This window comes from Acinetobacter sp. M5A5_2a (assembly GCF_053345265.1).
The window spans coordinates 69,692-94,613 of record NZ_JBKEZV010000011.1 but is presented as its reverse complement, the minus strand read 5'-3'; the positions used below and the strand labels follow the sequence as shown (position 1 = coordinate 94,613).

General features: G+C 38.8%; 22 protein-coding genes. 11 read left to right on the top strand and 11 right to left on the bottom strand.

From position 1 onward, the window contains the following. Positions 1-220: 220 nt before the first annotated feature. Positions 221-976: an RDD family protein gene (locus ACLBWE_RS15285; RefSeq protein WP_447603862.1), complete on the bottom strand. Its 756-nt coding sequence runs from the start codon at positions 974-976 to the stop codon at positions 221-223. A gap of 64 nt (positions 977-1,040) precedes the next feature. Next, positions 1,041-3,428 (bottom strand): phosphoenolpyruvate synthase, encoded by a 2,388-nt coding sequence (gene ppsA, locus ACLBWE_RS15280; protein ID WP_170834047.1) that lies wholly within the window; start codon positions 3,426-3,428, stop codon positions 1,041-1,043. Between the two features lie 147 nt (positions 3,429-3,575). Between ppsA and ppsR the strand changes: the two genes are divergently transcribed. The 5 genes from ppsR (at position 3,576) to pgaD (ending at position 10,769) form a co-directional block, all read left to right on the top strand. After that, a complete protein-coding gene (gene ppsR, locus ACLBWE_RS15275) occupies positions 3,576-4,412 on the top strand; it encodes a posphoenolpyruvate synthetase regulatory kinase/phosphorylase PpsR (RefSeq protein ID WP_003652470.1) in 837 nt (278 codons plus the stop codon). A 387-nt stretch (positions 4,413-4,799) separates the two neighbouring features. Continuing rightward, on the top strand, positions 4,800-7,241 hold the full coding sequence (pgaA, locus tag ACLBWE_RS15270) for a poly-beta-1,6 N-acetyl-D-glucosamine export porin PgaA (protein ID WP_447603859.1): 2,442 nt from the start codon (positions 4,800-4,802) through the stop codon (positions 7,239-7,241). Then, positions 7,241-9,067: a poly-beta-1,6-N-acetyl-D-glucosamine N-deacetylase PgaB gene (gene pgaB / locus ACLBWE_RS15265; RefSeq protein ID WP_447603857.1), complete on the top strand. Its 1,827-nt coding sequence runs from the start codon at positions 7,241-7,243 to the stop codon at positions 9,065-9,067. Before pgaA ends, pgaB begins: the two co-directional genes overlap by 1 nt. Then, a complete protein-coding gene (pgaC, locus tag ACLBWE_RS15260; protein ID WP_005039612.1) occupies positions 9,067-10,314 on the top strand; it encodes a poly-beta-1,6-N-acetyl-D-glucosamine synthase in 1,248 nt (415 codons plus the stop codon). The genes pgaB and pgaC overlap by 1 nt, the downstream gene beginning before the upstream one ends. Further along, positions 10,311-10,769 (top strand): poly-beta-1,6-N-acetyl-D-glucosamine biosynthesis protein PgaD, encoded by a 459-nt coding sequence (gene pgaD, locus ACLBWE_RS15255; protein WP_447603854.1) that lies wholly within the window; start codon positions 10,311-10,313, stop codon positions 10,767-10,769. Before pgaC ends, pgaD begins: the two co-directional genes overlap by 4 nt. A gap of 38 nt (positions 10,770-10,807) precedes the next feature. On the opposite strand, the gene ACLBWE_RS15250 is transcribed toward pgaD, so the two are convergent. From ACLBWE_RS15250 to ACLBWE_RS15230, 5 genes are all read right to left on the bottom strand, one after another. Next, positions 10,808-11,371: a flavoprotein gene (locus tag ACLBWE_RS15250; protein ID WP_426454495.1), complete on the bottom strand. Its 564-nt coding sequence runs from the start codon at positions 11,369-11,371 to the stop codon at positions 10,808-10,810. Positions 11,372-11,519: 148 nt separating this feature from the next. Beyond that, a complete protein-coding gene (locus tag ACLBWE_RS15245; RefSeq protein WP_151743180.1) occupies positions 11,520-12,524 on the bottom strand; it encodes an LLM class flavin-dependent oxidoreductase in 1,005 nt (334 codons plus the stop codon). Positions 12,525-12,657: 133 nt separating this feature from the next. Then, positions 12,658-13,170, bottom strand: a complete 513-nt coding sequence (locus tag ACLBWE_RS15240) for a hypothetical protein (RefSeq protein ID WP_003652460.1) — start codon at positions 13,168-13,170, stop codon at positions 12,658-12,660. A gap of 237 nt (positions 13,171-13,407) precedes the next feature. Continuing rightward, on the bottom strand, positions 13,408-13,827 hold the full coding sequence (locus tag ACLBWE_RS15235; protein ID WP_005039626.1) for a glycine zipper domain-containing protein: 420 nt from the start codon (positions 13,825-13,827) through the stop codon (positions 13,408-13,410). Between the two features lie 196 nt (positions 13,828-14,023). Then, the gene (locus ACLBWE_RS15230) at positions 14,024-14,926 is read right to left on the bottom strand and encodes a LysR family transcriptional regulator (protein WP_447603851.1); all 903 of its coding nucleotides are present in this window, start codon (positions 14,924-14,926) and stop codon (positions 14,024-14,026) included. A gap of 119 nt (positions 14,927-15,045) precedes the next feature. Here ACLBWE_RS15230 and ACLBWE_RS15225 point away from each other — a divergent pair, with 119 nt between their 5' ends. The 3 genes from ACLBWE_RS15225 to prmC all read left to right on the top strand — a co-directional run bounded on the left by ACLBWE_RS15225 (position 15,046) and on the right by prmC (position 18,081). Continuing rightward, positions 15,046-15,885, top strand: coding sequence for a type 1 glutamine amidotransferase domain-containing protein (locus ACLBWE_RS15225; protein WP_447603849.1), 840 nt, complete (start codon positions 15,046-15,048; stop codon positions 15,883-15,885). A 292-nt stretch (positions 15,886-16,177) separates the two neighbouring features. Then, on the top strand, positions 16,178-17,266 hold the full coding sequence (prfA, locus tag ACLBWE_RS15220) for a peptide chain release factor 1 (RefSeq protein WP_424613703.1): 1,089 nt from the start codon (positions 16,178-16,180) through the stop codon (positions 17,264-17,266). Then, complete coding sequence (gene prmC / locus ACLBWE_RS15215; RefSeq protein WP_447603846.1) at positions 17,266-18,081, top strand: peptide chain release factor N(5)-glutamine methyltransferase; 816 nt, start codon at positions 17,266-17,268, stop codon at positions 18,079-18,081. The genes prfA and prmC overlap by 1 nt, the downstream gene beginning before the upstream one ends. Positions 18,082-18,083: 2 nt before the next feature. Here prmC and ACLBWE_RS15210 read toward each other — a convergent pair whose 3' ends face one another. The 3 genes from ACLBWE_RS15210 to ACLBWE_RS15200 all read right to left on the bottom strand — a co-directional run bounded on the left by ACLBWE_RS15210 (position 18,084) and on the right by ACLBWE_RS15200 (position 21,167). Next, on the bottom strand, positions 18,084-18,923 hold the full coding sequence (locus tag ACLBWE_RS15210; RefSeq protein ID WP_447603844.1) for an ABC transporter permease: 840 nt from the start codon (positions 18,921-18,923) through the stop codon (positions 18,084-18,086). A 3-nt stretch (positions 18,924-18,926) separates the two neighbouring features. Next, positions 18,927-19,901 carry an aliphatic sulfonate ABC transporter substrate-binding protein gene (locus ACLBWE_RS15205; protein ID WP_447603842.1) on the bottom strand — a complete coding sequence of 325 codons (975 nt, stop codon included), beginning with the start codon at positions 19,899-19,901 and terminating at the stop codon, positions 18,927-18,929. A 237-nt stretch (positions 19,902-20,138) separates the two neighbouring features. Further along, the gene (locus tag ACLBWE_RS15200; protein WP_447603840.1) at positions 20,139-21,167 is read right to left on the bottom strand and encodes an AraC family transcriptional regulator; all 1,029 of its coding nucleotides are present in this window, start codon (positions 21,165-21,167) and stop codon (positions 20,139-20,141) included. Between the two features lie 169 nt (positions 21,168-21,336). Between ACLBWE_RS15200 and ACLBWE_RS15195 the strand changes: the two genes are divergently transcribed. Together ACLBWE_RS15195 and ACLBWE_RS15190 are read left to right on the top strand one after the other, a co-directional pair. Continuing rightward, positions 21,337-22,107 (top strand): 3-hydroxyacyl-CoA dehydrogenase, encoded by a 771-nt coding sequence (locus tag ACLBWE_RS15195; protein ID WP_447603838.1) that lies wholly within the window; start codon positions 21,337-21,339, stop codon positions 22,105-22,107. Positions 22,108-22,126: 19 nt separating this feature from the next. After that, positions 22,127-23,263 (top strand): acyl-CoA dehydrogenase family protein, encoded by a 1,137-nt coding sequence (locus ACLBWE_RS15190; RefSeq protein WP_447603836.1) that lies wholly within the window; start codon positions 22,127-22,129, stop codon positions 23,261-23,263. A gap of 130 nt (positions 23,264-23,393) precedes the next feature. Here the strand turns inward: ACLBWE_RS15190 and ACLBWE_RS15185 are convergent, their stop codons facing one another. Next, the gene (locus ACLBWE_RS15185) at positions 23,394-23,972 is read right to left on the bottom strand and encodes a flavin reductase family protein (RefSeq protein ID WP_199989860.1); all 579 of its coding nucleotides are present in this window, start codon (positions 23,970-23,972) and stop codon (positions 23,394-23,396) included. Between the two features lie 171 nt (positions 23,973-24,143). Here ACLBWE_RS15185 and ACLBWE_RS15180 point away from each other — a divergent pair, with 171 nt between their 5' ends. Then, positions 24,144-24,920: a HesA/MoeB/ThiF family protein gene (locus ACLBWE_RS15180; RefSeq protein WP_307009005.1), complete on the top strand. Its 777-nt coding sequence runs from the start codon at positions 24,144-24,146 to the stop codon at positions 24,918-24,920. Positions 24,921-24,922 lie beyond the last annotated feature (2 nt).

Here is a 24,922-nt window from a genome sequence, read left to right as displayed (position 1 = left end):
TCTCAATTATATGACACCGCTACGTTGTAGGGCATTATGCCTCATATCGACAAACTAAGCTATACATAAAGTAGCCTGAAATAATTGTTTTAAAACCCGATTTTTTTTGTAGGGTATCTAATCTCTACAGAGCTTTTATTTAAATATCAACTCTCTATAGAAAAAAGGAGGCGGGGTGCCTCCTTTTTTTTTAGACCTTAAATGAATGAGTCATTCGCTATCATTTGATCACTTTTGTTCTTGCAATTTTGTCATGTAGCGCTTGTCGCTTTTGCCCTAATGCAAAAGCATAGTCAATAATTGTACTAATAGGCATAAACAGCAAGTTGAGTATGATGAAAACAATGCTTCTTAATAAGAAGATGCGAGTTAAATTAACTTTACCATTGCTCTCGGCATCTACAATTTTAATTCCAACAATTTTCTTACCTATACTTTGCCCAAACTTTGTTAAAAGAAAGGCTTGAATTGCAAGCATGATTACGACGTAAACAAGCATAGAATGCCAAGCTTCTATAGGGATTAAAGTGAAAAGCTGGTGTTGTAGTTCTGCTGCTTTAGTTGAAGCAACTTCAGTTGATTGCATTTGTTTTTGCAATTCAAATAATTGCTTATACTGAGATTCATTAAAGAAAAAAGAAGGAATTGCAGCTATTGGTAACCAAAGCAATAAATCAATAATTTTTGCTAAAGCTCGAGATTGAATGGAGGCAAGTTCGTGAATTTTAGGCTCTACACGAATTTGACGAATCGTTTCATTAGGTGAGCTGTTTGTGTTTGTGACAGGTGCAGAATAACCGATAGGTTGATATACAAGTTTACCTTGGGTTAATTCTCCTAAAGCTTTCCATTCTGTCATGCCTTCATGCCAAGCTAAATCAGTTAACAAAATTTGTTGGCTAGCCAACATTTGATTTACTTGCTCTAAGGTGTAAGGCCCAGCTTGTTGATTATTACGTGCCAAGTAAATTTGCATAAATAAAAATTCTCTGTTCTAAAGATGAAAAAAGACCCACGGATGGGCCTTTTTTTATAACATATTAGATTTGTTTGATTTTTTCTTCAGCAAGGAAGAACCATGTATCTAAAACTGAGTCTGGGTTAAGAGAAACAGACTCAATACCTTGTTCCATTAACCACTTTGCAAGATCGGGATGATCTGAAGGACCTTGACCACAGATACCTACATATTTACCCGCTTTACGGCAGGCATGGATTGCCATTGAAAGAAGTGCTTTAACTGCTGCATCACGCTCATCGAATAGGTGTGAAACAATACCTGAGTCACGGTCAAGACCTAGTGTTAACTGAGTTAAATCATTCGAACCGATAGAGAAACCATCGAAATGCTCTAGGAATTGTTCAGCTAATAGGGCGTTAGTTGGTAATTCACACATCATGATTACTTTTAAGCCGTTCTCACCACGTCTCAAACCATTTTGTGCTAGTAACTCAATAACGCGTTTTGCTTCAGATACAGTACGTACAAAAGGAATCATGATTTGAATATTGGTTAGACCCATTTCATCACGAGCTTTCTTAAGTGCACGGCATTCTAATTCGAAACAGTCACGGAAGTTATCAGATACATAACGGCTTGCACCGCGGAAACCGAGCATTGGGTTTTCTTCTTCAGGCTCGTATAACTTACCGCCAATCAAGTTTGCATATTCATTTGATTTGAAGTCAGACATACGAACAATAACTGGCTTATCACCGAATGCAGCAGCAAGAGTCGCAATACCTTCAACCAATTTTTCAACATAGAAATCTACAGGTGAAGCATAACCAGCAGTACGAGTCAGAACTGCAGCACGAGTTTCACGAGGTAGGCTATCAATGTTGAGCAGGGCTTTAGGGTGCACGCCGATCATACGGTTAATAATGAACTCAAGGCGAGCAAGACCAATACCTTCATTTGGAATTTGAGCAAAGTCAAACGCTCGGTCTGGGTTACCTACGTTCATCATAATTTTGAACGAAAGCTTAGGCATAGATTCAATTGAGTTACGTTGAACTTCGAAATCTAAAGCGCCTTCGTAAATGAAGCCAGTGTCACCTTCAGCACAAGAAACAGTTACTTCTTGACCATCAGTCAATACTTCTGTTGCGTTACCACAGCCTACAATAGCGGGTACACCAAGTTCACGTGCAATAATTGCCGCGTGACATGTACGACCACCACGGTTAGTAATAATTGCCGCGGCACGTTTCATTACCGGTTCCCAATCAGGGTCGGTCATATCTGATACAAGAACGTCGCCTTCTTGAACTTTGTCCATTTCTTTAATTGAGCTAATAATGCGGACTTTACCAGAACCAATACGTTGACCAATTGAACGACCTTCACAAAGAACAGTGCCTCTTTGTTTAAGAAGATAGCGCTCCATTGTGCCTACATTTTGACGGCTTTTTACCGTTTCAGGACGAGCTTGAACAATATAAATTTGACCATCATCGCCATCTTTCGCCCATTCGATATCCATTGGCGCACCGTAGTGCTGCTCAATAATAAGCGCTTGTTTAGCTAGCTCTTGTAACTCATGATCATTTAAAGCAAATTGTTGGCGCTCTTGTTTCTCAACATCAACAACTACAACAGATTTACCAGCAGAACCTTCTTCACCATAAATCATTTTCTGGTGTTTTGAACCAAGGTTACGGCGTAAAACTGAATGTCTACCTGCATTTAATAGTGGTTTAGATAAGTAAAATTCATCTGGGTTAACTGCACCCTGTACAACCATTTCACCTAAACCATAAGATGCTGTGATAAACACAACTTCGCGGAAACCAGACTCGGTATCAAGTGTAAACATTACACCCGCAGCGCCAGTTTCAGAGCGAACCATACGCTGAACGCCTGCAGAAAGTGCAACGACGTCATGGTCAAAACCTTGATGTACACGGTAAGAAATTGCACGGTCATTATATAAAGAAGCAAATACTTCTTTAATCGCAATAAGAACGTTATCAATACCGCGAATATTCAAGAAAGTTTCTTGCTGACCTGCGAATGAAGCATCTGGTAAATCTTCAGCAGTTGCAGATGAACGAACGGCAACCGCGATTTCTGGGTTGCCGTTAGAAAGTGTTGTAAAAGCGGCGCGAATTTCTTGTTCTAGGCTTGCAGTGAGTGGAGTCTCTACAATCCATTGACGAATTTTAGCACCTGTTTCTGCAAGAGCATTTACGTCATCAACATTGAGTTGAGCAAGTTCTGCTTGAATTCGAGCGTTAAGACCGCTTTGATCTAAGAACTCACGATAGGCATCAGCAGTAGTTGCAAAACCGCCTGGTACCGATACACCAGCATTTGCTAAATGACTGATCATTTCACCCAAAGATGAGTTTTTCCCACCTACGAGTTCGACATCGTGTTTCCCTAATTTTTCTAGACCGATTACGCGCGCTTCCAAAGTTTTCACTCCACTTTTGCAGTATTAATGTCTATCTTGGCATGAAATTATAAAAATAAAGTGCTTAGTTGAGAATTATACTAAGCGACAGTCATGTAAGATCAGTTTACTATAAAGATTATATAGTACTAAGACAAATGTTTAAGGAGAATTTTAATGTCAGAAAGTAAACAATTTAAGCGAAGCGTTTTTTTTATTTCTGATGGAACTGCGATTACTGCAGAGACTCTTGGACATTCGTTATTAGCACAATTTCCCAATGTAGATTTTGATATTCATATCATGCCGTATATTGCAACCGAAGAGGCTGCAATGGAGATTGTAGTCGAGATTAATCGATGTCAAACCAAAGATGGTTGTCTGCCTTTAGTATTTGATACTTTAGTTGATCCGCATGTGCGAGAAATCATTAATACTGCTAAAGCAGTTAATCTTGATGTATTTGAAGGTTTAATCAGTAAATTAGAACAAGAACTAGGTACGCCACCCACCACATTGGTTGGACAGACACATGCCGTGACTGATTCTGAGTCTTATAAAGCCCGTATTGATGCTGTTCATTTTGCGCTTGATAATGATGATGGAGCGCGTACTCGCCATTATGATAAAGCTGATTTAATCTTAATTGGAGTTTCTCGTTCGGGGAAAACGCCGACCTCTATTTACTTATCGCTTCAATTCGGTATTCGTGTTGCAAACTATCCATTAACAGAAGAAGATTTGGATGATAACCGTTTACCAGCAGTACTAAGACCACATCGTAATAAATTGTTTGGTTTAATGATTGATGCTGAGCGATTAGTTGCGATTCGTAGTGAGCGTAAAGCTAACAGTCGTTATGCAAGTTTTAGTCAATGCCAAATGGAACTTAGAGCAATTGAAGGAATCTATATTTCAGAAGGGATTAAATATTTAAACGTGACTGAAATGTCGATTGAAGAAATTTCAACGCGTGTTTTGCAGATGACAGGATTAAAACGTCGTATTGGTTAATTTAATCAACTGCTTATTTTAACCATTCGATTTATGTATATTAATTTATAAATAAATTGAGTGGTTTTTTAAAATATAAATACAATAAAAATAAAAGTTTTAAATATAAAACCAAACATTATTAAATGTTTTTTATTGGTTATAAACCTGTACTTCTTTTGCAACTCATTTGTAAATTTAAATAATACTATTGAAAAGAAGTGTATGTATTTTATTGTGCTGAAAAATGGTAATTGTTTAATTTTGCTAAATATTTTAAAAAAACAATCAAAAAAAATCCATATTTCAAAAATGTTAACTAGATCACACTATTTTGCTGTTGTGTGATTATTTATTTATTTTTAATTATACTTTCCCACCTCGATATGGGACTATCCGATTATCAAAATGCTAAAAAAATGTGTTTTTTCATTGGTATACATCTTGCCTCTCAATTTATATGCTGCTCAAGTGGATGAATTGAGAGAGCAAGCTATTCACACTTATAAAACTGGACAAACTCACCAAGCAATATTTCAACTGGATCAATTGCTAAAAACTTATCCGCATGACCAAAAATTGCTAGCTGATTATTTAGTTGTAATGTCAAATGAAAAAAATGATCTAGTAACTTTTTCTCAGCATTTAGCAAATATTAATCCGGTTAATTTTCCACAATATGGACAGTTACCTTTAATACGTAATTTTCGTGATTTTAAACACTTTAAAAATGCGATTGATTGGTCGAATAAATTTAATATTCAAAAAACACTTGATGGGCAGATTTTGTTAGCAGTTTTATATGCTGAAGCTCAGGATGTTGTAAAAGCCAAAGCACAGTTAGCAAAAATTAATAGTAAAAATTTGAAGACTGATCAACTCGTGCAAATAGCTTATGCCTATCGTCTTATCAATTTACCTGTAGATGCTTTATCTGCAATTGAACAAGCATATAAGCAGCAGCCCAAGTCTTTTGCAGTTTTACAAGAATACAGTTATGACTTAGCGGCTGTGGGGGCTTATAACAAGGCGCAGCAGTTATTGCTTGCTAGCGATAAAAATGCAGAAATAGAATCGTTACAACACTGGCTACAAGTCAGTGAGTTTTCTCAACGTGTAAATAACGCAATTGCTCGCTATAAATATTTAAATCGAGAAGGCATGTCCGATAGTGAAGGCTTTGCTGAACTTGATGCTGTGTTGAAGCAAGGCGAGCAAATGCAGCCTTTGATTCAACCGTCAGACCCTAATTATTTAAGATTCCATTATGACTATATATATGCGTTAGATTTCCGTGGACGTACTCGTACAGTTCTGGATCAATTTACTAAATTAAATATACCTTTAGAAAAACTACCTGCCTATATTCGTCATGCAATAGCTGATAGTTATTTAGCTGAAAGACAGCCACAGCAAGCTGAACTTGCCTTTAAAACCTTGCTTACTGAAAAAAACTATCCAGATATGACGGTATATACTGGACTCTACTATTCATATATTGAACAAGAAAAATATAAACAAGCTGAACAATTTTTGAGTGAGGTTGATCGACTTGTTCCGATGTATAAATATAGTCAGGCAAAAGGGGTGGATAAAACAAGTCATCCCGACCGTGATGACTATATTACTTTACAGGGCATGCATTTCGCTTATGCGAATCATCTTGATCAAGCAGAAAAGCATTTTCAAAAACAAGTAGATCTTGCACCTGCCAATGAAGGCCTAATTAATAATCTGGCTCGTGTTGAGCGTTGGAGAGATAAACCTCTACAGTCAAAGCAAACTATTTCTCGTTTAAATGGTTTAACACCAGTTGCCAAAGATACTCGAATTAACCAGATGCAAAATGCTCAGGCTTTAGGGGATATTCCAGAATGGCGTAAAAATACTGAAAGTCTTTTGGAATATTACCCTGAAGATGGTGGAGTAATTAAAAGTCGAAAAGAATTAGATGACCGCAATAGACCGACAATTTCTCACTCAACTACTTGGGGACAAAGTAAGGCAGATAGTAGTAGCGATTCTGTGAGTGGTCAGAATGGTTTAAAAGACCGCGAAATGGAAACCCGTGTTAATAGTCCATGGATCAAAGATAATTATCGTTTATTCGCTTGGCATCAAGATCGTTACGGAGAATACCGTTTTGGTGATGTACATGACCAACGCTATGGTGTCGGGGCTGAGTGGCAAGCAAATCGTAAGGCATTGTCAGCGATTTTGTCGCAAAGTACAGATGGTGGGCAAGCAGGTGTTCGTCTCGATTGGTCGCAATGGTTAAATGACCATTGGCAGTATCAATTGCAATATGACAGCCAAGCTAATATTCCATTACAAGCAATTGATGCTGGTGAAGATGGACAAGCTTACCGTGCTGCTTTGACATGGCAAAAAGATGAGTCACGTCAGATTGGGGCGAGTTATGGCCTAACTGATATTAGTGATGGTAATAAACAACAAGAATTTTCGACTTTTTGGCGCGAACGATTATTTGATGCACCGCACCATATTACCTATGGGACCGTTCGTGGATTTTATGGCAGCAACAGCCAAGATCAGACTGCTTATTTTAGTCCCAGCAACCATTACAGTGCTGAGTTAAATTTAAGTCATGACTGGGTAACTTGGCGAGAATATGAGCGCTCATTTAAGCAGCATTTTGAAGCTGGAGTGGGGCTCTATAAACAAGCAGATTACTCGGCTAGACCAACATACTCTCTGCAATATCAGCATCAATGGCAGCTCTCGCGGACTTGGCAGCTCAATTATGGAATTGGTTGGCAATACCATCCATACGATGGTCATGATGAACAGCATACCTACGGTATTTTCGGATTTGAAGGGCGTTTTTAATGAATAATATGATGTCAAAAATGTTGAGCTGTGTGTTTGCTTCAACATTATTACCCGTACAATTTTCTCATGCCCGCATTGAAACTGAACTACCAAAAAATCATACGGTTTCTTTAACTTTTCATGATGTGCGAGATGATGTCTTAAAGGAGGGTGACCGAGATGTTTATGCGATTCAGACAAAAAATCTGGCACAGTTTTTAGATTGGCTGAGTCAATCTGACTGGAAGCCGATACGTTTAAAAGACATTGAGGAAGCTCGTAAGCAAGGTAAAGAATTGCCTCATAATTCTATTCTACTTACTTTTGATGATGGGGCTTTGAGTAGTTATAGCCGAGTATTTCCATTACTTAAGCAATATCAGATTCCGGCAGTTTTTGCTCTTCCAACCAGTTGGATAAATGGCAATACGCAGGCAGGTTATGAAGCCTATGGTCAAGGTAACTTGGTGAACTGGGCTCAAGTTCGTGAAATGCAAGCATCTGGTTTAGCTGAGTTTGCAAGCCATAGTGATGATTTGCATCATGGCGTATTGGCCAATCCTCAAGGCAATGAGCAACCCGCTGCGACTTCGTATGCATATTTAAAATCGCAATCACGTTATGAAACGGATGCAGAATATCAACAACGTATTTTGCAAGATTTGAAAAAATCTTACGCCGTTTTGAAAAAAGAAGTCGGTGTTAATCCAAAAGCAATTATCTGGCCTTATGGCGCCGTGAATGAGCAACTGGAAAAACTGGCGCAGCAGGCAGGTTTTGATTTTTCTTTCAGTTTGGGTCGTGATGGTATGAATCGAGTGAGTGATTCAACATTTAAACGAAGCTTGGTTATAAATAACCCTACAGCTGAACAGCTCACTGAAGGCATGTTAAATATTTTGAACTTTGAAGAGTCAGATTTATTTAAACAGCCTCGTCACTTTGTGAGTATGGATTTAAAGCAGTTAGCAGCGCCACAAAACACGCAAACAGATGAAAAATTAGGGCAGTTGTTATCAAAACTGTATAGCTTAAAAAATAATGCCTTGATCTTAAAACCTTTGGAAGATAAAGATGGAGATGGGCAATATGATGTTGCTTATTTCCCTACAGATAAAATGCCTGTTCAACAAGATATTTTAAACCGTAGTTTATGGCAGGCTCAAACTCGTGCGGGCCAAGCTGTAATATTAGAGTTACCTGCTTATCCTCAAAAAGATAAGCCATTTTTAGCAGTAGATTTGGCAAAAGATATTGCACGCTTAAATAGTAATTTAAGTGGCATTCAGCTTAATGCGGGCACATCTTTAAATTGCGAAATGCAAGCCGTAACCGCTCAAGAGAATAGCTGTATTGAACAATCAAAACATCTTGCTCAACTCAGCCAACTTACCAAAAAAGCTGTAAAGCCTTATTTAAATATGAGTAACCAAGGGCAGTTTATTTTATTGCTTACTCCTGATTTAGATCATGTAGAAAATCTACCAGCACTTTTAAAAACTCTTTTATCGCAACATGATTTGGTCAATTTAAAGTTCGATATGATTGGTAAGAAAAAGCAATTTAATCAGGTGTTAGCACTTTTAAATACGCTTAATGAAAAAGATAAGCAAAGAATTATGCTGACTTTAGTGTTGCCAGAAAATGCTTCAAAGACCAATTGGGAAGAAGTACAGCAAGGGCTCTTTTCGATTCAGCGAACAGGGATTCAGAAGTTCGGGATTGATGGCTATAGTTTTGAAAAATCAAAAGATGTACATCAGTATTTATATAATCCGATTAGTCTGAATGCTAGCCCTGTCATGTATCAGCCTTTTACTGGATTAGTAGAGGGGAAAAAGTAATGAGAGTATTACTCGATATTCTATTTGCTTTTGCCTTTTTATATCCTTTACTCATGGCTTGGACATGGATGGTAGGAGGGCTTTGGTTCTTTTTTAAAAGGGAATACCGCGAACAAACGCTTCCCGAACCAACCAGCGAAGGGTGCAGTATCATTATTCCGTGTTTTAACGAAGAAGCTCAGGTACGACAAACCATTCGTTATGCACTGCAAACTAAATATCCTAATTTTGAAGTGATTGCAGTCAATGACGGAAGTAGTGATAGAACAGCTGAAATCCTTGATGAATTGTCAGCGCAAGATTCACGACTTCGTGTGGTGCACTTAGCAGAAAATCAGGGTAAGGCTGTAGCTTTAAGATCGGGAGTACTGGTCAGTAAATACGAATATCTTGTTTGTATTGATGGAGATGCATTGTTACATCCGCATGCTGTACTTTGGTTAATGCAACCATTTATTAACTTCCCGAGAATTGGTGCGGTAACGGGTAATCCACGCATTTTAAACCGATCTAGTATTTTAGGAAAATTACAGGTTGGCGAATTTTCTTCGATTATTGGTTTAATTAAACGTGCACAGCGTACATATGGTCGTATTTTTACAGTGTCTGGTGTGATTGCCGCATTCCGTAAAACAGCGCTCGTTCGAGTCGGGTTTTGGTCAGACGATAAAATTACTGAAGATATTGATATTTCATGGAAGCTACAGCTGGACCATTGGGATATTCAGTATATTCCACAAGCGCTTTGCTATATCTATATGCCCGAGACATTTAAAGGTTTATGGAAACAGCGCCTTCGCTGGGCACAAGGCGGAGTAGAGGTTCTTTTAGAATATATTCCACAAATGTTCAAATTGCGCGTACGTCGTATGTGGCCAGTCATGATTGAAGCTCTTGTTAGTATTATCTGGTCTTATGTGATGATTATGATATTTACTCTGTTTTTTGTGGGATTGTTTGTTGAGTTACCTCTGCAATGGCAGATCAAAACGCTTATGCCACAGTGGTACGGTGTAATATTAGGCGGAACATGTCTGATACAGTTTTTGGTTAGCTTGTGGATTGATCAGCGCTATGACCGTGGACGCTTCTTTAGAAACTATTTTTGGGTAATCTGGTACCCGTTATTTTTCTGGCTGCTTACTTTATTTACTAGTGTTGTGGCGGTACCAAAGACTTTATTTAACACTAAAAAACGTGCCCGTTGGGTGAGCCCAGACCGCGGCTTCCGTGGAGATAACCCATGAAACCTGAAGAAAATAAGGATATAGAGACTTTAGATATCCCCGAATATATTGATCAACCTGAATATGTGAAAAATAAAACAGCAAACTATACATTGCAAACTATTGGGTGGATTTGTTTGATGTGGTTGCTTTTCCCGTTGGTTTCACTGTTTTTATGGGTTTTTGAAGGGCATCTAATTTATGATTATGTCTGGGTCGATCATTTATCAGAAGTTAAGACCTTACTTCACTTAGCATTACTCATTGGAATTAGCGCGCTTATTTTAATTTTGTGGGCGAGTTATAACTGGATTAGGTTCAGTGGTGAAGACCGTCGGACTAAAGCACCGAATAGTTCTGTTGAGCTGCTAGCTGCCCAATTTTTGGTCAGTCCCGAGATTTTGAGTGAATTGCAAAAGAAACAACGCATTATTTTGCATTACGATGATCATGGCAATTTGCAAAAATATGAGTAAATGAGAAAAAGCATGGCCTAAAGCCATGCTTTTTATTTTTATGTAGTTATTCTGATAATGATGTCGACGGGTTGCTCTACACCATCCATGCTTTGAATTGATGTATTGGTTACCTTAACAATAGGCCAAGTTTGTAATTTACAGTTAGATTTTTGGAGTGCAGCATAATAACTATCAGATTTAAAAAATACTTTTTTAGTCGTTGCAGTATTGGGTGTTAAAAGGCGCTTAAGCCATGTTTCATTTACTTGAGTCTCAAGAAAACGTAAGGCCAAAAGACTTTTTACACGATTGTTAAATAATCTCCGGTTTTTAATAATGAGTGGATGCGTAATTAACTTGTGTGTGCCCATTTGACTATGGGGCAAAATAAAGTGAGGTGTAATTTGAAATACAGTCACAAATTTTGCTTGTTGGCAGATTTTTTCAAGATGGGTCACGGTATCTTGATTTGTACCAATAATCGCGACAGATAAATGTGAAAAATCAAACTCTTTAATTGAGGTTGACGGAATAACTTGACCAGCAAAGTCTTCAAAATCTTGAGCCGTATTTTGAAAAATTACTGATTTTGAAGCGTTATTTTTAATATTAATACTCATTTTCCAAAAGTCCTTTTGGTTTTTCAATCATGATGTTTTTATCGTTTTAATATAAATAACCAAGCAGGAAGTTGGGGTAAAGTCTTTTCAGATAGATGGTCATCCCATACTCGAAATCAATTCAAGTATGGGAAAGTGAAGCAGAGTTTTAATGTTCTGTTTTTACATTCATGAGTTGCGTAAAACTATCTAGACGCTTCGTTGTGTCGTATATATCACATGTAAAAATAAACTCATCAACATCGTATGTCGTTAAAAGTTTTTGTAAACCAGTGCGAACAGTCTCAACCGAGCCAATTTGTGCCATTGCATAGAAGTTTTCAACAGAAAGCTGTTCTGCTGTATTCCATAGTCCCTGCATTGATTCAACTGGTGGTTTAAGTTTTAAGCTTTCGCCACGAATTAAGCCTAATACACGTTGATATGCACTTGTTGCTAAAAACTGTGCTTCTTCATCAGTCTCTGCTACCACAACAGGTACACCCATTGAGACATAAGGTTTGTCTAAATAAGCAGAAGGCTCAAAGTTCTCACGATAGAGTTGGATGGCTTGGCCTAGCATACGTGGCGCAAAATGCGACGCAAATGAGTAGGGTAGACCAAGTTTTGCAGCCAATTGCGCACTAAAAAGGCTAGATCCAAGTAACCAAACAGGAACATGTGTATTTTGCCCTGGAGTTGCAATAATCTTTTGTCCTGCTTGAGGGGCGTCAAAATATTTTAAGATTTCGACAACATCTTTTGGAAATTGATCTTCTGTTTCTTGATGCCCACGACGTAAAGCTCGCATAGTGAGTTGATCTGTACCTGGAGCACGACCTAAACCCAGTTCAATACGATTTGGATATAAAGTAGCAAGTGTTCCAAATTGTTCTGCGACAACTAAAGGAGCATGGTTAGGAAGCATAATTCCGCCTGAACCTAAGCGAATATGCTGTGTATGTGCTGCAATAAAACCGAGTAAGACAGCCGTAGCAGAGCTCGCGATTCCATCCATGTTGTGATGTTCTGCAAGCCAGAAACGTTCATAACCTAGTTTTTCTGCATGTTGTGCTAATTCTAATGCGTGACGTAACGAAAATTCGATGGTTTTATCATTACGAATAGGAGCAAGTTCCAAAATTGAAAACTTGGTATCTTGAAGTGATCGCATGCGATATTCTCGAATAAGGGTATATCGAAATACTACGATATATAGGGATTAATGTATATCGTTTTTTTTCGATATTAGGTTTTGTCTCTCAATAAAAAAGCACCCGAAGGTGCTCTTTTGATTCATATGTGAATTAGCGGTTTTTGTACCAGCCGCGATGTAAACCATTGTCATGACGACGATGGCCACCTTTACTATAGTAACGACGGTCACCATCGTCATATCTACGATCATCTCGATCATAACGACTACCACGATCATAGCGATCATTGTAGTTACGATCTTCAGAAACTTTACGACCTAGCGCTGAACCACCCGCAGCACCTACCGCAGCACCAATGTAACCACCGTTGGTACCGCCCATGTTTTTACCGACTGTATAACCAGCTCCACCACCTAAAGCACCGCCAATTGCAGCTTCTGTACGATTGCGACGGTCACTCGCCGCTGCTGCACCACCAGCACCACCTAAAGCTGCACCAATTGTTGCGCCTGTTGTGCCACCCATGCTTTTACCAATTGCTGTACCAACCACACTACCTAACGCAGAGGTTGCAGCAACACGGGTACCATTATCTGCATGTGCAACTGTCACCATAGACGATGTTGCAATTAATGCACTAGCTAACCAAATATTCATTTTCATCTTGCAGCTCCATGTCCTTTTTACTGAGAAGGACAGTATTTTTATCTTGAGATAAATGTAATCAAAAATTTCGTGATAATTATGGAGAACCCCAAAGGCGATACGCTAGTTTTGTGTCTGTTTGTATTGTTTCTATTAATTTGTGGATAAATCCTGAGCAAAAGAGAGATGGTGAATATTTGTTGATCCTAATAAAAAAGCACCCGAAGGTGCTTAGTAACGTTTCATCAAATTTGATTAGTGATGACGACGGTGTTTTTTCTTCCAGTGCTTAGAAGATCTGTCAGCATCACGGTCTTTAGAAATCTTATTACCTAGAGCAGAACCACCCGCAGCACCTAACGCAGCGCCAACGTAACCACCATTTGTACCGCCCATGCTTCTACCAACGGTATAACCAGCACCACCACCTAAACCACCGCCAATTGCAGATTCTGTGCGGTGACGACGGTCACTTGCAACTGCTGCACCACCAGCACCACCTAAAGCAGCACCAATTGTTGCGCCAGATGTACCACCCATGCTTTTACCAATTGCAGTACCAGCGACACTGCCTAAAGCAGAAGCGGCTGCTACATGTGTTGTATTGTCAGCATGAGCTACAGTAACCATAGAAGTTGCTAAAACAGCGCTACATAACCAAGCATTTAATTTCATTTTTTACTCCGTGTCCTTAGCAGCAGGACCCTATATCTTTTGTTACGGCAAATGTAACAAAACACGTTTCTTAAAATATGGAGAACCATCAATTCATTATTGTAGTTTAGTGTCAGGTTTGTATGTTTTCTATTAAAATAGAATGTTTAATACTCATATAGATAAATATGAGTCTCATTTAGTTTTAATGAGTTCATTATTCGCCATCTGAACAGAGAAAATTGATCAAAGCTCTTGTAGCAGAAGACATATGTTTATGTTGTGCGTACAGTAAAGAGAAGGGACGTGTGTGACCTGCATAAGCCTCGAGTAAAGGTTGTAATTTTCCTTGTCGAATTTTTTCATTAACAATAAAGCTATAACTCTGACATATCCCTAATCCACTTTCAGCAAGAGAAACTACGCCTAAAATATCTTCTTTTACTAAAATCCGATTTGTTGGTGTCCACTGAATTTCTTGATCTACATCTTTAAATAACCATGGGGTTATCTTGCCACTACTTGGTAATTCAAAAGCGATACATTGGTGATGATTTAATTCTTCCAAAGTTTGAGGAATACCCATACGTTTTAAATAATTAGGTGAAGCAACAAGTTGAAGAGGGGCAAGTTCCAGCGGTCTGGCTACAAGAGAGCTATTAGGAAGATGGCCTTGGCGAATTGCTAAATCGAAACCTTCAGCAATTAAATCAACATTGCGATTAGAGATGCTGATCTCAATTTGAATGTCTGGATATTGCAAAAGAAATTTTTCTAATAAGGGTGGTAAGCGATAGTGTCCATAAGTTGTAGGAACGCTTAATTTGATTTTTCCAGAAATTTGCAGTTGTTCACCTTGAACCACACGTTCTGCATGGTCGATTAGCTGAAAGGCGTGCTGCATTTTCTCATAATAAAGTTGACCTGCTTCAGTCAAGCTTAAATGACGAGTGGTCCTTCTAAAAAACTGGATACCCAACTTTTTCTCTAGCCGTGTAATTGTTCTACTAATGACTGAAGGTGTGGTAGACAAATGAATTGCAGTTGCACTAATAGAAAGCTTTTCAGCCACAATTAAAAACACTTCAACATCGGCAAGATGGTCAAATTGACGAGACATTTTGTCCTCAAACGCAAAAAAGATTTGTAAATGTGGTTGTTTTTCTACCTTGCTGGCAAAAATAGAATATATCTATCCTAGTTATAAATCCAGCATAAGGCTGGAATGAAGGTTGAATAATGAAATCTCTAAATAAAATAATGCTTGCAGTAGTGACCGCTTCAGCAGCATTAAGTGCAAATGCTGCTCATGTATTAGTTGTATTGTCTGATGAAGGGCAGTTAGAGCTGAAAAATGGTCATATTTTTAAAACAGGCTTTTATTTAAATGAGTTGATGCAGCCTACAAAAATGCTTTTAGATGCAGGGCACACAGTAACTTTCGCTACACCAAAAGGAAAAGCCCCGACGTTAGATGAGTCATCAAATAGTGCGATGTACTTTAATCAAGACGAAAAAGCATTAAAGCAATATGCGGGTTTATTGCATGATCTAAAGTTAACATCGCCTCAAGATTCTCCAGTTTTGAGTTTGTCGCGTATTGAGCAAATTGGCATAGATCAGTTTGATGCTATTTATATTCCAGGTGGGCATGCACCTATGCAAGATCTATTAAAAGATAAACAGCTTGGGAAAGTTTTGACGGCTTTTCATAAAGCTAAAAAACCTACAGCTCTGGTTTGCCATGGCCCTATTGCATTGATGTCTACTTTACCGAATCCTTCTGAAGTCGTTCAGCAACTTGAGCAAGGCAAAACCGTAAAAACTGGCGAGTGGATTTATAAGAACTATCGGATGACTGTGATTAGTAACCAAGAAGAAGAACAAGCAAAGGCTTTGTTAAAAGGTGGTGAAATGAAGTTCTATCCACAAACGGCATTACAGTCAATTGGTGGTAAATATCAAAGTAATACGAATGCTTGGACTCCAAATGTAGTGGTGGATCGTGAACTTATTACGGGACAAAATCCAGCCTCGGCTGTTCTGGTGGGTAAAACATTATTAGAAAAATTAAAATAAATAGACATGGTAAAGAGGTTTTATGAATAAAGCCTCTATTGCCGGATTGGGTGAAAAAGGTGACGTATTAATTTCTATAAAAAAGCTAAATTAGAGGCGAGTAAATAAATCTCATCTGAAATCATTATATTTATAAGTTGCCACTTACTGTGAAAGTTGATGAATTGGCTGATTATATATGTCATTTGAGCGGCATAATCTGTAAACTATGCGCTATTTTTACGATTTTGCTTATCTTCTATATTTACATAGCGTTCGATAAGCTTTTTGGACTTTTGAGATATTTCCTCTTATGAAAGCGTCACTCCGTTTACGACTTGATCAACTCTGTGATCGACATGAAGAACTTACCGCGTTGCTTGCAGATGTGGAAGTCATCTCCGATAACAAACGTTTCCGTAAATTGTCTCGTGAACATAGTGATTTATCTGAAATTACCGAAGTTTGGGGCAAATACCGTCAAGCAGAAGAAGATATTGAAACTGCTGAAATGATGAAGTCTGACCCTGACTTTAAAGATATGGCAGATGAAGAAATTCAAGCGAATAAAGAGTTGCTTGGAGAGTTAGAAAGCCAGCTCAATATTTTGATGATTCCAAAAGATCCAAATGATTCTAATGCAGCTTATTTAGAAATTCGCGCCGGAACGGGTGGTGATGAGGCTGCAATTTTCTCTGGTGACTTATTCCGCATGTACAGTAAATATGCCGAGACACAAAATTGGCGTATAGAAGTACTTTCTGAAAATGAAGGTGAGCATGGCGGCTTTAAGGAAGTCATTTGCCGTGTAGATGGCGATGGTGTGTATGGCCGCTTGAAGTTTGAAAGTGGTGCGCATCGTGTGCAACGTGTTCCAGCGACTGAGTCACAAGGTCGTGTTCATACATCGGCTTGTACAGTTGCGATCTTGCCTGAGATTGATGTCGATACAAATGTCGAGATTAACCCAGCAGATTTGCGTATTGATACTTACCGCGCATCTGGTGCTGGTGGTCAGCACATTAACAAAACGGATTCGGCGGTACGTATTACCCACATTCCAACAGGTACAGTTGTTGAATGCCAAGAAGAACGTTCACAGCATAAAAACAAAGCCAAAGCGATGGCATTGCTCGTGTCACGTTTAGAAAATGCGAAACGTGCGGCGGCGGATGCAGCAACTTCTGAAATGCGTCGTGACTTAGTGGGTTCTGGTGACCGTTCTGAACGTATCCGTACTTATAACTACCCACAAGGTCGTATGACTGACCACCGTATTAACCTCACTTTATATAAGTTAGACGCGATTATGGAAGGTGATTTAACTGAATTACTTGATAGCTTACATCGTGAATATCAGGCAGATCAGCTTGCAATGCTTGCACAGGAAAATGGCGGCTAATGAATATTGCTCAAGCGCTTGCAATTCGTGGTGAGCCTGACAGTTATGAACGTCAGGAAAATGCTTGGTTACTTGAGCATTTTCTAAAAATCAATTCGCTTGAATTAAAGTTTAAACTTGAGCAAGAGTTAACTGCCCAACAAGAGCAAGACTACTTGGCTGGGCTTGAACGTATTCAAAATGGTGAACCTTTAGCTTATGTAACAGGTTCACAGCCATTTTGGACACTCGACTTAAAAGTGACTTCCGATACTTTAGTGCCACGACCTGATACTGAGGTTTTGGTTGAAACCGTTTTAAATCTAAATTTGCCAAAGAATGCAAATATTGTTGATTTGGGAACGGGCACAGGTGCGATTGCACTTGCATTAGCGAGTGAACGCCCAGATTGGTTCGTCACAGCAACTGATATTTATGCACCTACTTTAGAAGTTGCAAAAGAAAATGCGCAAACCCATGGATTACAACAAGTGAAATTTGCTTGTGGTGCTTGGTTTGATGCTTTAGACAAACAGCAATTTGATTTAATTGTTTCTAATCCGCCGTATATTGACCCTGAAGATGAACACATGCAGGCACTGGTAACAGAACCACGCCGTGCATTGGTCGCAGACCATAAGGGTTTGGCTGATATTGAAATTATTATTGCCCAAGGAAAAAACTGGTTAAAACTACAAGGCTGGATTGCACTTGAACATGGTTATGATCAGGGACAGGCTGTTCGAAATATATTTGCTGAGCATGGTTTTAGTGAAATTAAAACCATTCAAGACTACGGCCAAAATGATCGAGTCACTTTGGCATGCTGGATTTAAAGTTATTTTTGTAGCGTATCGCGCCAACGTAATAACCAGTTTTCTATAAGTTTCATTAAGCTATCGGTCAATTTACCCAATAGGGCCAATAAAATAATTGCAATAATGACAATATCAGGGCGAGATGTTTCTCGACCATCACTGAGTAAATAACCGATTCCTTGAGTGGCTGCAATCAGTTCAGCTGCAATCATAAACATCCACGATAAGCTTAAGCTGTTGCGTAAACCGGTTAAAATTCCCGGAGATGCTGCCGGCAAAATAATAGATACAATACGTTGAAAAGCATTGAGCCGATAAACTTTTCCAACTTCAATAAGCTTTCTATCTACGTTATGAATCGCTGCAACCGTATTGGTATAGGTTGGAAAAAAAGCACCGATTGCAATCAGCGTAATTTTAGAACCTTCATCAATTCCTAACCAAAGTAATAACAATGGAATCCATGCAAGACTTGGAATTGATTTAATTGCTGAAAAAGTTGGTTCCAAATACGCTTCGGCTTCTTTACTTAATCCAACCCAAATTGCAAAAATTAACCCTAAACCACTCCCTACAATGAAACCTACTAAAACACGCCATGTACTAATATAAATATGGGCAAAAAGATCACTATGAGCTAAATCCAAAAAAGATTGCCACAAACTACTTGGCGCGGGTAGTAAATAAGCATCGACGTAGCCATTTCTGACTAAAAACTCACAACCCACTAAAAAGATTACGGGAATGAGCAGTGCTTTAAACCAACGTGTAAATTTATTGTTTAAATGCTTTTTCTGAGATTTTAAAGCTTGCTGAGCTAAGAAATGATTTAGCTCAGTTTTGTTAAATGAATCACTCATATATTATTTCACGACTTTTTGAGCAAAACGTGGGTCTAACAACTGGTCAACCACTTGATTGACGTTGGTGCCTTTTCTGACCAAGTCTTCTTCTGTCAAAATTTTCCCCGAACGTTTCAGTGCTTGTGCTTGAATTGCCGATGGAATGCTTTGATCAAAGTTGGTTCGGCTCAATTGTAGTTTAGCCACAGGTAGGGGGAGTTTTGATTCTTGAGCTAAAAGTGCTGCCACTTTATCAGGATTAGCTTTTGCCCATTTTCGGGCTTGTTCGTAGGCTTTAATCACTGCTTCAACTGCTTCAGGACTTTGCTTTGCAAAATCTTCTTTAACACTCAGTACGCTATAGCTGTTAAATCCAACATTACGATAAAGTAATTTGGCGCCTGATTGAATTTGAGCCGCAGCCATTAACGGATCAAGCCCAGCCCAAGCATCTACTTGACCACGTTCTAATGCAGTTTTTCCGTCAGGATGTTGTAAATGAACCAGTTGTACATCGCGTTTACTTAGGCCTACTGTGTCTAGCGCTTGTAGTGTAAATAAGAATGGATCGGTTCCTTTGGTGGCTGCAATTTTCTTACCTTTTAAGTCTTTTAGATTTTTGATTGGTGAGTCTTTTGCTACCACAAGAGCGGTCCATTCTGGCTGGCTTTGTACATAAACAGTTTTAATTGGGCTGCCATTCGCTCGACTTAATACAGCTGCTAACCCAGCGGTAGACGCAAAATCGATGCTATTGCTGTTGAGATATTCTAGCGAGCGGTTACTGCCTTGGCTAAAAACCCATTTAATTTGAGTATTTGGAAGTGCTTTCTCAAGAAGTTTTTGATCTTTTACGACTAAACTGGTTGGTGCATAGTAGGCATAATCAAGTTTAAGTGTGGTTGGAATTGCTGCAAAGGCAGATGATGCAAATACAAACCCCAATGTTGATGTCAGCAAAGTCTTTGATAGAGATAATTTTGATTTTAAAGACATAATAAAAATAGAACCAGAATAAATAATAGATCATCCTTCCATGGGTTTGATGGCTTACAAACTTAGTTATTTTGATTTATAAATCAGATTGAAAGATAAAAGTTTAGATAAAATCATAACTCACTGTTTTTATAGTGATAATTGAGTTTGAAGTAATGTACTTATCTGAAATATTGAATTTAGAAGATATAAATATCATAAGCTTAAGCATTATTTCTTAAGCTTGTGATATTTATATTATTGCTTGTGTGAAGTTAAATTATTTCGATAAGCCCCTGGGCTGACGCCAGTCCATTTTTTAAAGGCACGGTGAAACGCGCTTGGATCTTGGAAGCTTAAGTCTTCACTAATATCTTGAATTGAATCGTTGGTTTTACTTAAACGTTCAACAGCAATATCACAGCGAATTTCATTTTTAATTTGCTGGTAGCTGACACCTTCATGCTTTAGTCGGCGTTGAACTGTAGCTTCAGAAATATTGAGCTGTTGTGCAACATCTTTAAGTTCGGGCCATTGAGCAGGATGAAGTTTCAATAAATGGCGGCGAATAAGAACACTTAATGCATTTTCATTTTTAAAGCGAACTAAAAGATTTTGCGGAGTTTGCTCTAAGAAATCATAAAGTGCTTTTTTATCTTTTTTAATTTTAATATCTAAATAGTGAGCATCGAATTCAACTTGATTTATCTCGGCATTAAATTTTATATCTTCACCAAAACGTACTAAATAGTCCTGAATATCTTGGGGTTTAGGGCAACGTAGCGATATATTATTCAAGCCAATTCTTTGATCCACCAACCAGCACATGAGTCCATGCACCAACATTAAAAAGGTCGCGTAGGTAAACATACGTTTGGGTTTTTCACGATCACGAATGACCAAATAGGCTTTTTGCTTGTCCCGAATTAATTCACCCTGTAGATCATCCAGAACAAAATTAAAAAATTTCAAAATATCGTAAAGGGCCTTTTCTAAAGTTTCCGCCGTACTGACAAGTTTAGTAAGTAATTTATAGCTACCTCGACGCATAGGATGGCTATCCATACCAAAAAACTCATCGTTCATGGCATTGGCAAGTTCTATCCATAGTTGCGCATATGTCGTAACAGGCACACGTGCCTTGGGAGACGTAAGTAATTCAGCAGGAATTCCCGCTTTATTTAGAATTATTTGAGTATTTAGCCCTTTGGCATAAGCAGCACCCAGTGCTTCATGTACCAGTGCAATCGAAATAGTTCCTTTACTTAAAGAAGATTGGACAACCATGTCAAAGACTCATATTTTCTTCATATATTTCGAGTGAAATATTTCATATTTAAAATTTGGATTGATCAAAAGCTGCAAACATTTTGAGGCTTTTTGAAATTGTATCGGAAAACAACAACTTTTACTCTCACTACTAAGTTTAAAGAACATTTCTATAGGACGTTACATAATGAAAATTCAAGGGAAACATTTCGTGATTACAGGTGGTGGCTCTGGTTTGGGTGCTGCTACAGCTGAATATTTGGTGCAACAAGGTGCCTCTGTCACATTGGTAGACATGAATGTAGAAGCAGGCGAGCAGCAAGTAAAACAATTAGGATCAAAAGCTGACTTTGTAAAACTTGATGTAACCGATGAAGCTGCTGCTGAACAGTTCTTTAAGGATGTATTGGTCAAGCATGGCAGTTTGCATGGTTTGGTTAACTGTGCGGGTATTGGCCCTTCGGCTAAAGTTGTGGGCCGTGAAGGTGTACATGATTTGGCGTTATTTTCAAAAACTCTGCAAATTAATGTGACAGGTACATTTAACATGCTGCGCTTTGCGGCAGATGCGATGAGTAAAAATACAGTTGAAGCAGGGGACGAGGACAGAGGTATAATTGTAAACACAGCCTCAGTTGCAGCATTTGATGGTCAAATTGGTCAGGCAGCTTATTCAGCATCTAAAGGCGCTATTGTTGCCATGACATTGCCAATTGCTCGTGAGCTTGCGCGACATGGCATTCGAATTATGACCATTGCACCGGGAATTATGGAAACTCCGATGCTTAAAGGTATGCCACAAAATGTTCAGGATGCTTTGGGACAAATGGTGCCATATCCGTCTCGTTTAGGAAAACCCGAAGAGTTTGCTCGTTTAGTTGGGCATATTGCTGAAAATTCATATTTAAATGGTGAAGTCATCCGTTTGGATGGTGCAATTCGTATGGCAGCAAAATAATAAAAATAAGGACGTTGAAATGATTTTAAGTGCTGAACAAAGTATGGTTCAGGAGATGATGCGTGATTATGCGCAAAATCAGTTAAAACCTACAGCTGCTCATCGGGATAAAACCCATGAGTTTCCTGCTCAGGAATTAAAAGATTTAGGTGCTTTGGGGGCAATGGGTATGACCGTTCCAGATGAATGGGGTGGTGCAGGAATGGATTATGTATCTTTGGTGCTCGCAATTGAGGAAATTGCAGCAGGTGATGGTGCTATTTCGACAATTGTAAGTGTTCAAAACTCATTGGTTTGCGGTATTACACTGGCATATGGTTCAGAACAGCAAAAACAGACCTATTTACCAAAATTTGCATCGGGTGAATGGTTAGGATGCTTTTGTTTAACTGAGCCACATGTTGGTTCTGACGCCAGTGCGATTTTATGTAAAGCTGAGCGAGATGGGGACCAGTGGGTACTTAATGGCGTAAAGCAATTTATTACCAGTGGTAAAAATGCTCAAGTAGCTCTGGTGTTTGCAGTAACTGATAAACAAGCGGGCAAAAAAGGGATCTCTTGTTTCCTTGTACCAACCAATACACAAGGTTACTTGGTAACTCGTATTGAAAACAAAATGGGCCAACATGCTTCAGACACAGCGACCATTACCCTTGAAGACTGCCGAATTCCTTTAGAAAACTTGGTGGGACAAGAAGGTGAGGGTTATAAAATTGCATTATCTAATTTAGCTGCCGGTCGTATTGGGATTGCTGCTCAATCGGTTGGTATGGCACGAGCTGCTTTTGATGCTGCTGTGCAATACGCAAATGAGCGTAAAGCCTTTGGCGTAGAGTTAGTCCAGCATCAGGCGGTAAGTTTCCGTTTAGCTGATATGGCAACTCAGATTGAAGCTGCACATCAGTTGGTTTTACATGCTGCAACTTTGAAAGATGAGGGATTACCTTGTTTAAAAGAAGCCTCAATGGCAAAGCTGTTTGCTTCTACAATGGCTGAGCGAGTTTGTTCTGATGCAATCCAGATTCATGGTGGCTATGGCTATGTGAGCGATTTTCCTGTTGAGCGAATTTATCGGGATGTTCGTGTAAGCCAGATTTATGAAGGCGCTTCGGATATTCAACGTTTAGTGATTGCTCGTGAAGTTACCCAAGTTTAAGGATTAGCTTTTTAAATAATGAAATTCATTGCAAAAAACCGCAATTGTTATGCGGTTTTTTGCAATCGAAATTTTCTGGTTTTAATTTGATTCAATACATTTCGAAAAGTTAAAAACTATATTTTTATGATTAAAGCTGAGCTTTAACTTGCTCACCAATTAAATAAAATGTTCCGCCAGCAATATAGTGCAAGCTTCGAAGCTCTTTTGGTGCATCTTGAAAGTGCCAATGCCCGTCTTTAAATACTCGAGTGTCGGCCCAAGCACCGACAACAGAACCAATAAATAAATCATGAGCTGACTGATTATGCGGTTCAGGAATAAGTTTACATACGAGCCATGCGATGCAACCAAATACTAATGGGCTGGTAAGACCTTCTTGATAAAAGAGCTCGACACCACAATGTTCAAGTTTTTGCGGGTCGTCTAACTTGCTAATTGTACCAAGTTGATGGGTCATATCGAGCTGCGCATAGCAGGGAACTTGTAGTGTGAAATAACCACTTTGTTCAACAAGCTGACGAGTTTTAGTACTTTTGTCGAGAACAACGCTTACTTTGGCTGGGGTGAGTTCTAATGCACATGCCCAAGCGGCTGCCATTACATTTCGGTCATCTCCATGCTGAGCAGAGACAAGTACAGTTGGGCCATGATTTAACAAACGATAAGCTTTTTCTAACTCTACAGGTGCAATATATGATTGGGACATATTTAGCCTAAGTAATAAAGAAAATAGATATTTCTATTGTTGCAGAAAGCTTGAGAGAAGTAATGTGGTGGATAAAAGTTTAAAGAATAAAATGCCGTTTTTATTTTATACCTTTCCTAATGCCTGACTTAGTCATAAAATCATTTGGCTTCTAAGTGAAAGGATTAACGCGTGACCGAGCTTCAAGATATCGATTTTGTAGAGTTAAGTGATGAAGAAATGCATCTCTATAGCCGTCAGATTTTACTTGATGGATGGGATATAGAAGCTCAGGAAAAACTCAAACTTGCCAATGTGCTTATTGTTGGGGCTGGTGGAATAGGATGTAGCAGTGCAGAGTTACTAGCGCGAGCAGGGGTTGGGAAAATTACACTCATTGATGCCGATACCATTGAGATAAGTAATTTACAACGTCAAATTGCATTTGGTCATGAAGATATTGGCCGTTATAAAGCTGAAGTTCTTGCAAAGCGGTTACAGAAAATTAACCCTTATATCTGCGTTGAGTACTACAACGAACGTTTAGATGAACATAACATTGATAGACTTGTTGAACACCAAGATGTGGTATTGGATGGGTGTGATAACTTTACAACGCGCTATTTGGTAAATGCTGCTTGTAAAAAGCATCAGGTCGCATTAATTAGTGCTTCAGCAATTGGTTTTCAGGCACAAATGTTTATGGTTGAAGGTGATTCAGCTTGTTATGAATGTTTATTTCCTAAAGAACAGCATAGCAATGAAGGCCTACGCTGTGCGGAATCTGGGGTGCTTGCGACTACTCCTGTAATGATAGCGTCATTACAAGCACATCACACTTTGCTCTATCTAGGGCTCAATTCGACCCCTTTAAAACAGAAACTATTATTGTGGGACGGCTTAAACATGACACAACGCATTGTTAATTTTGATAAAGATGTAAATTGCCCAGTTTGTCAGGCAAGTTAATC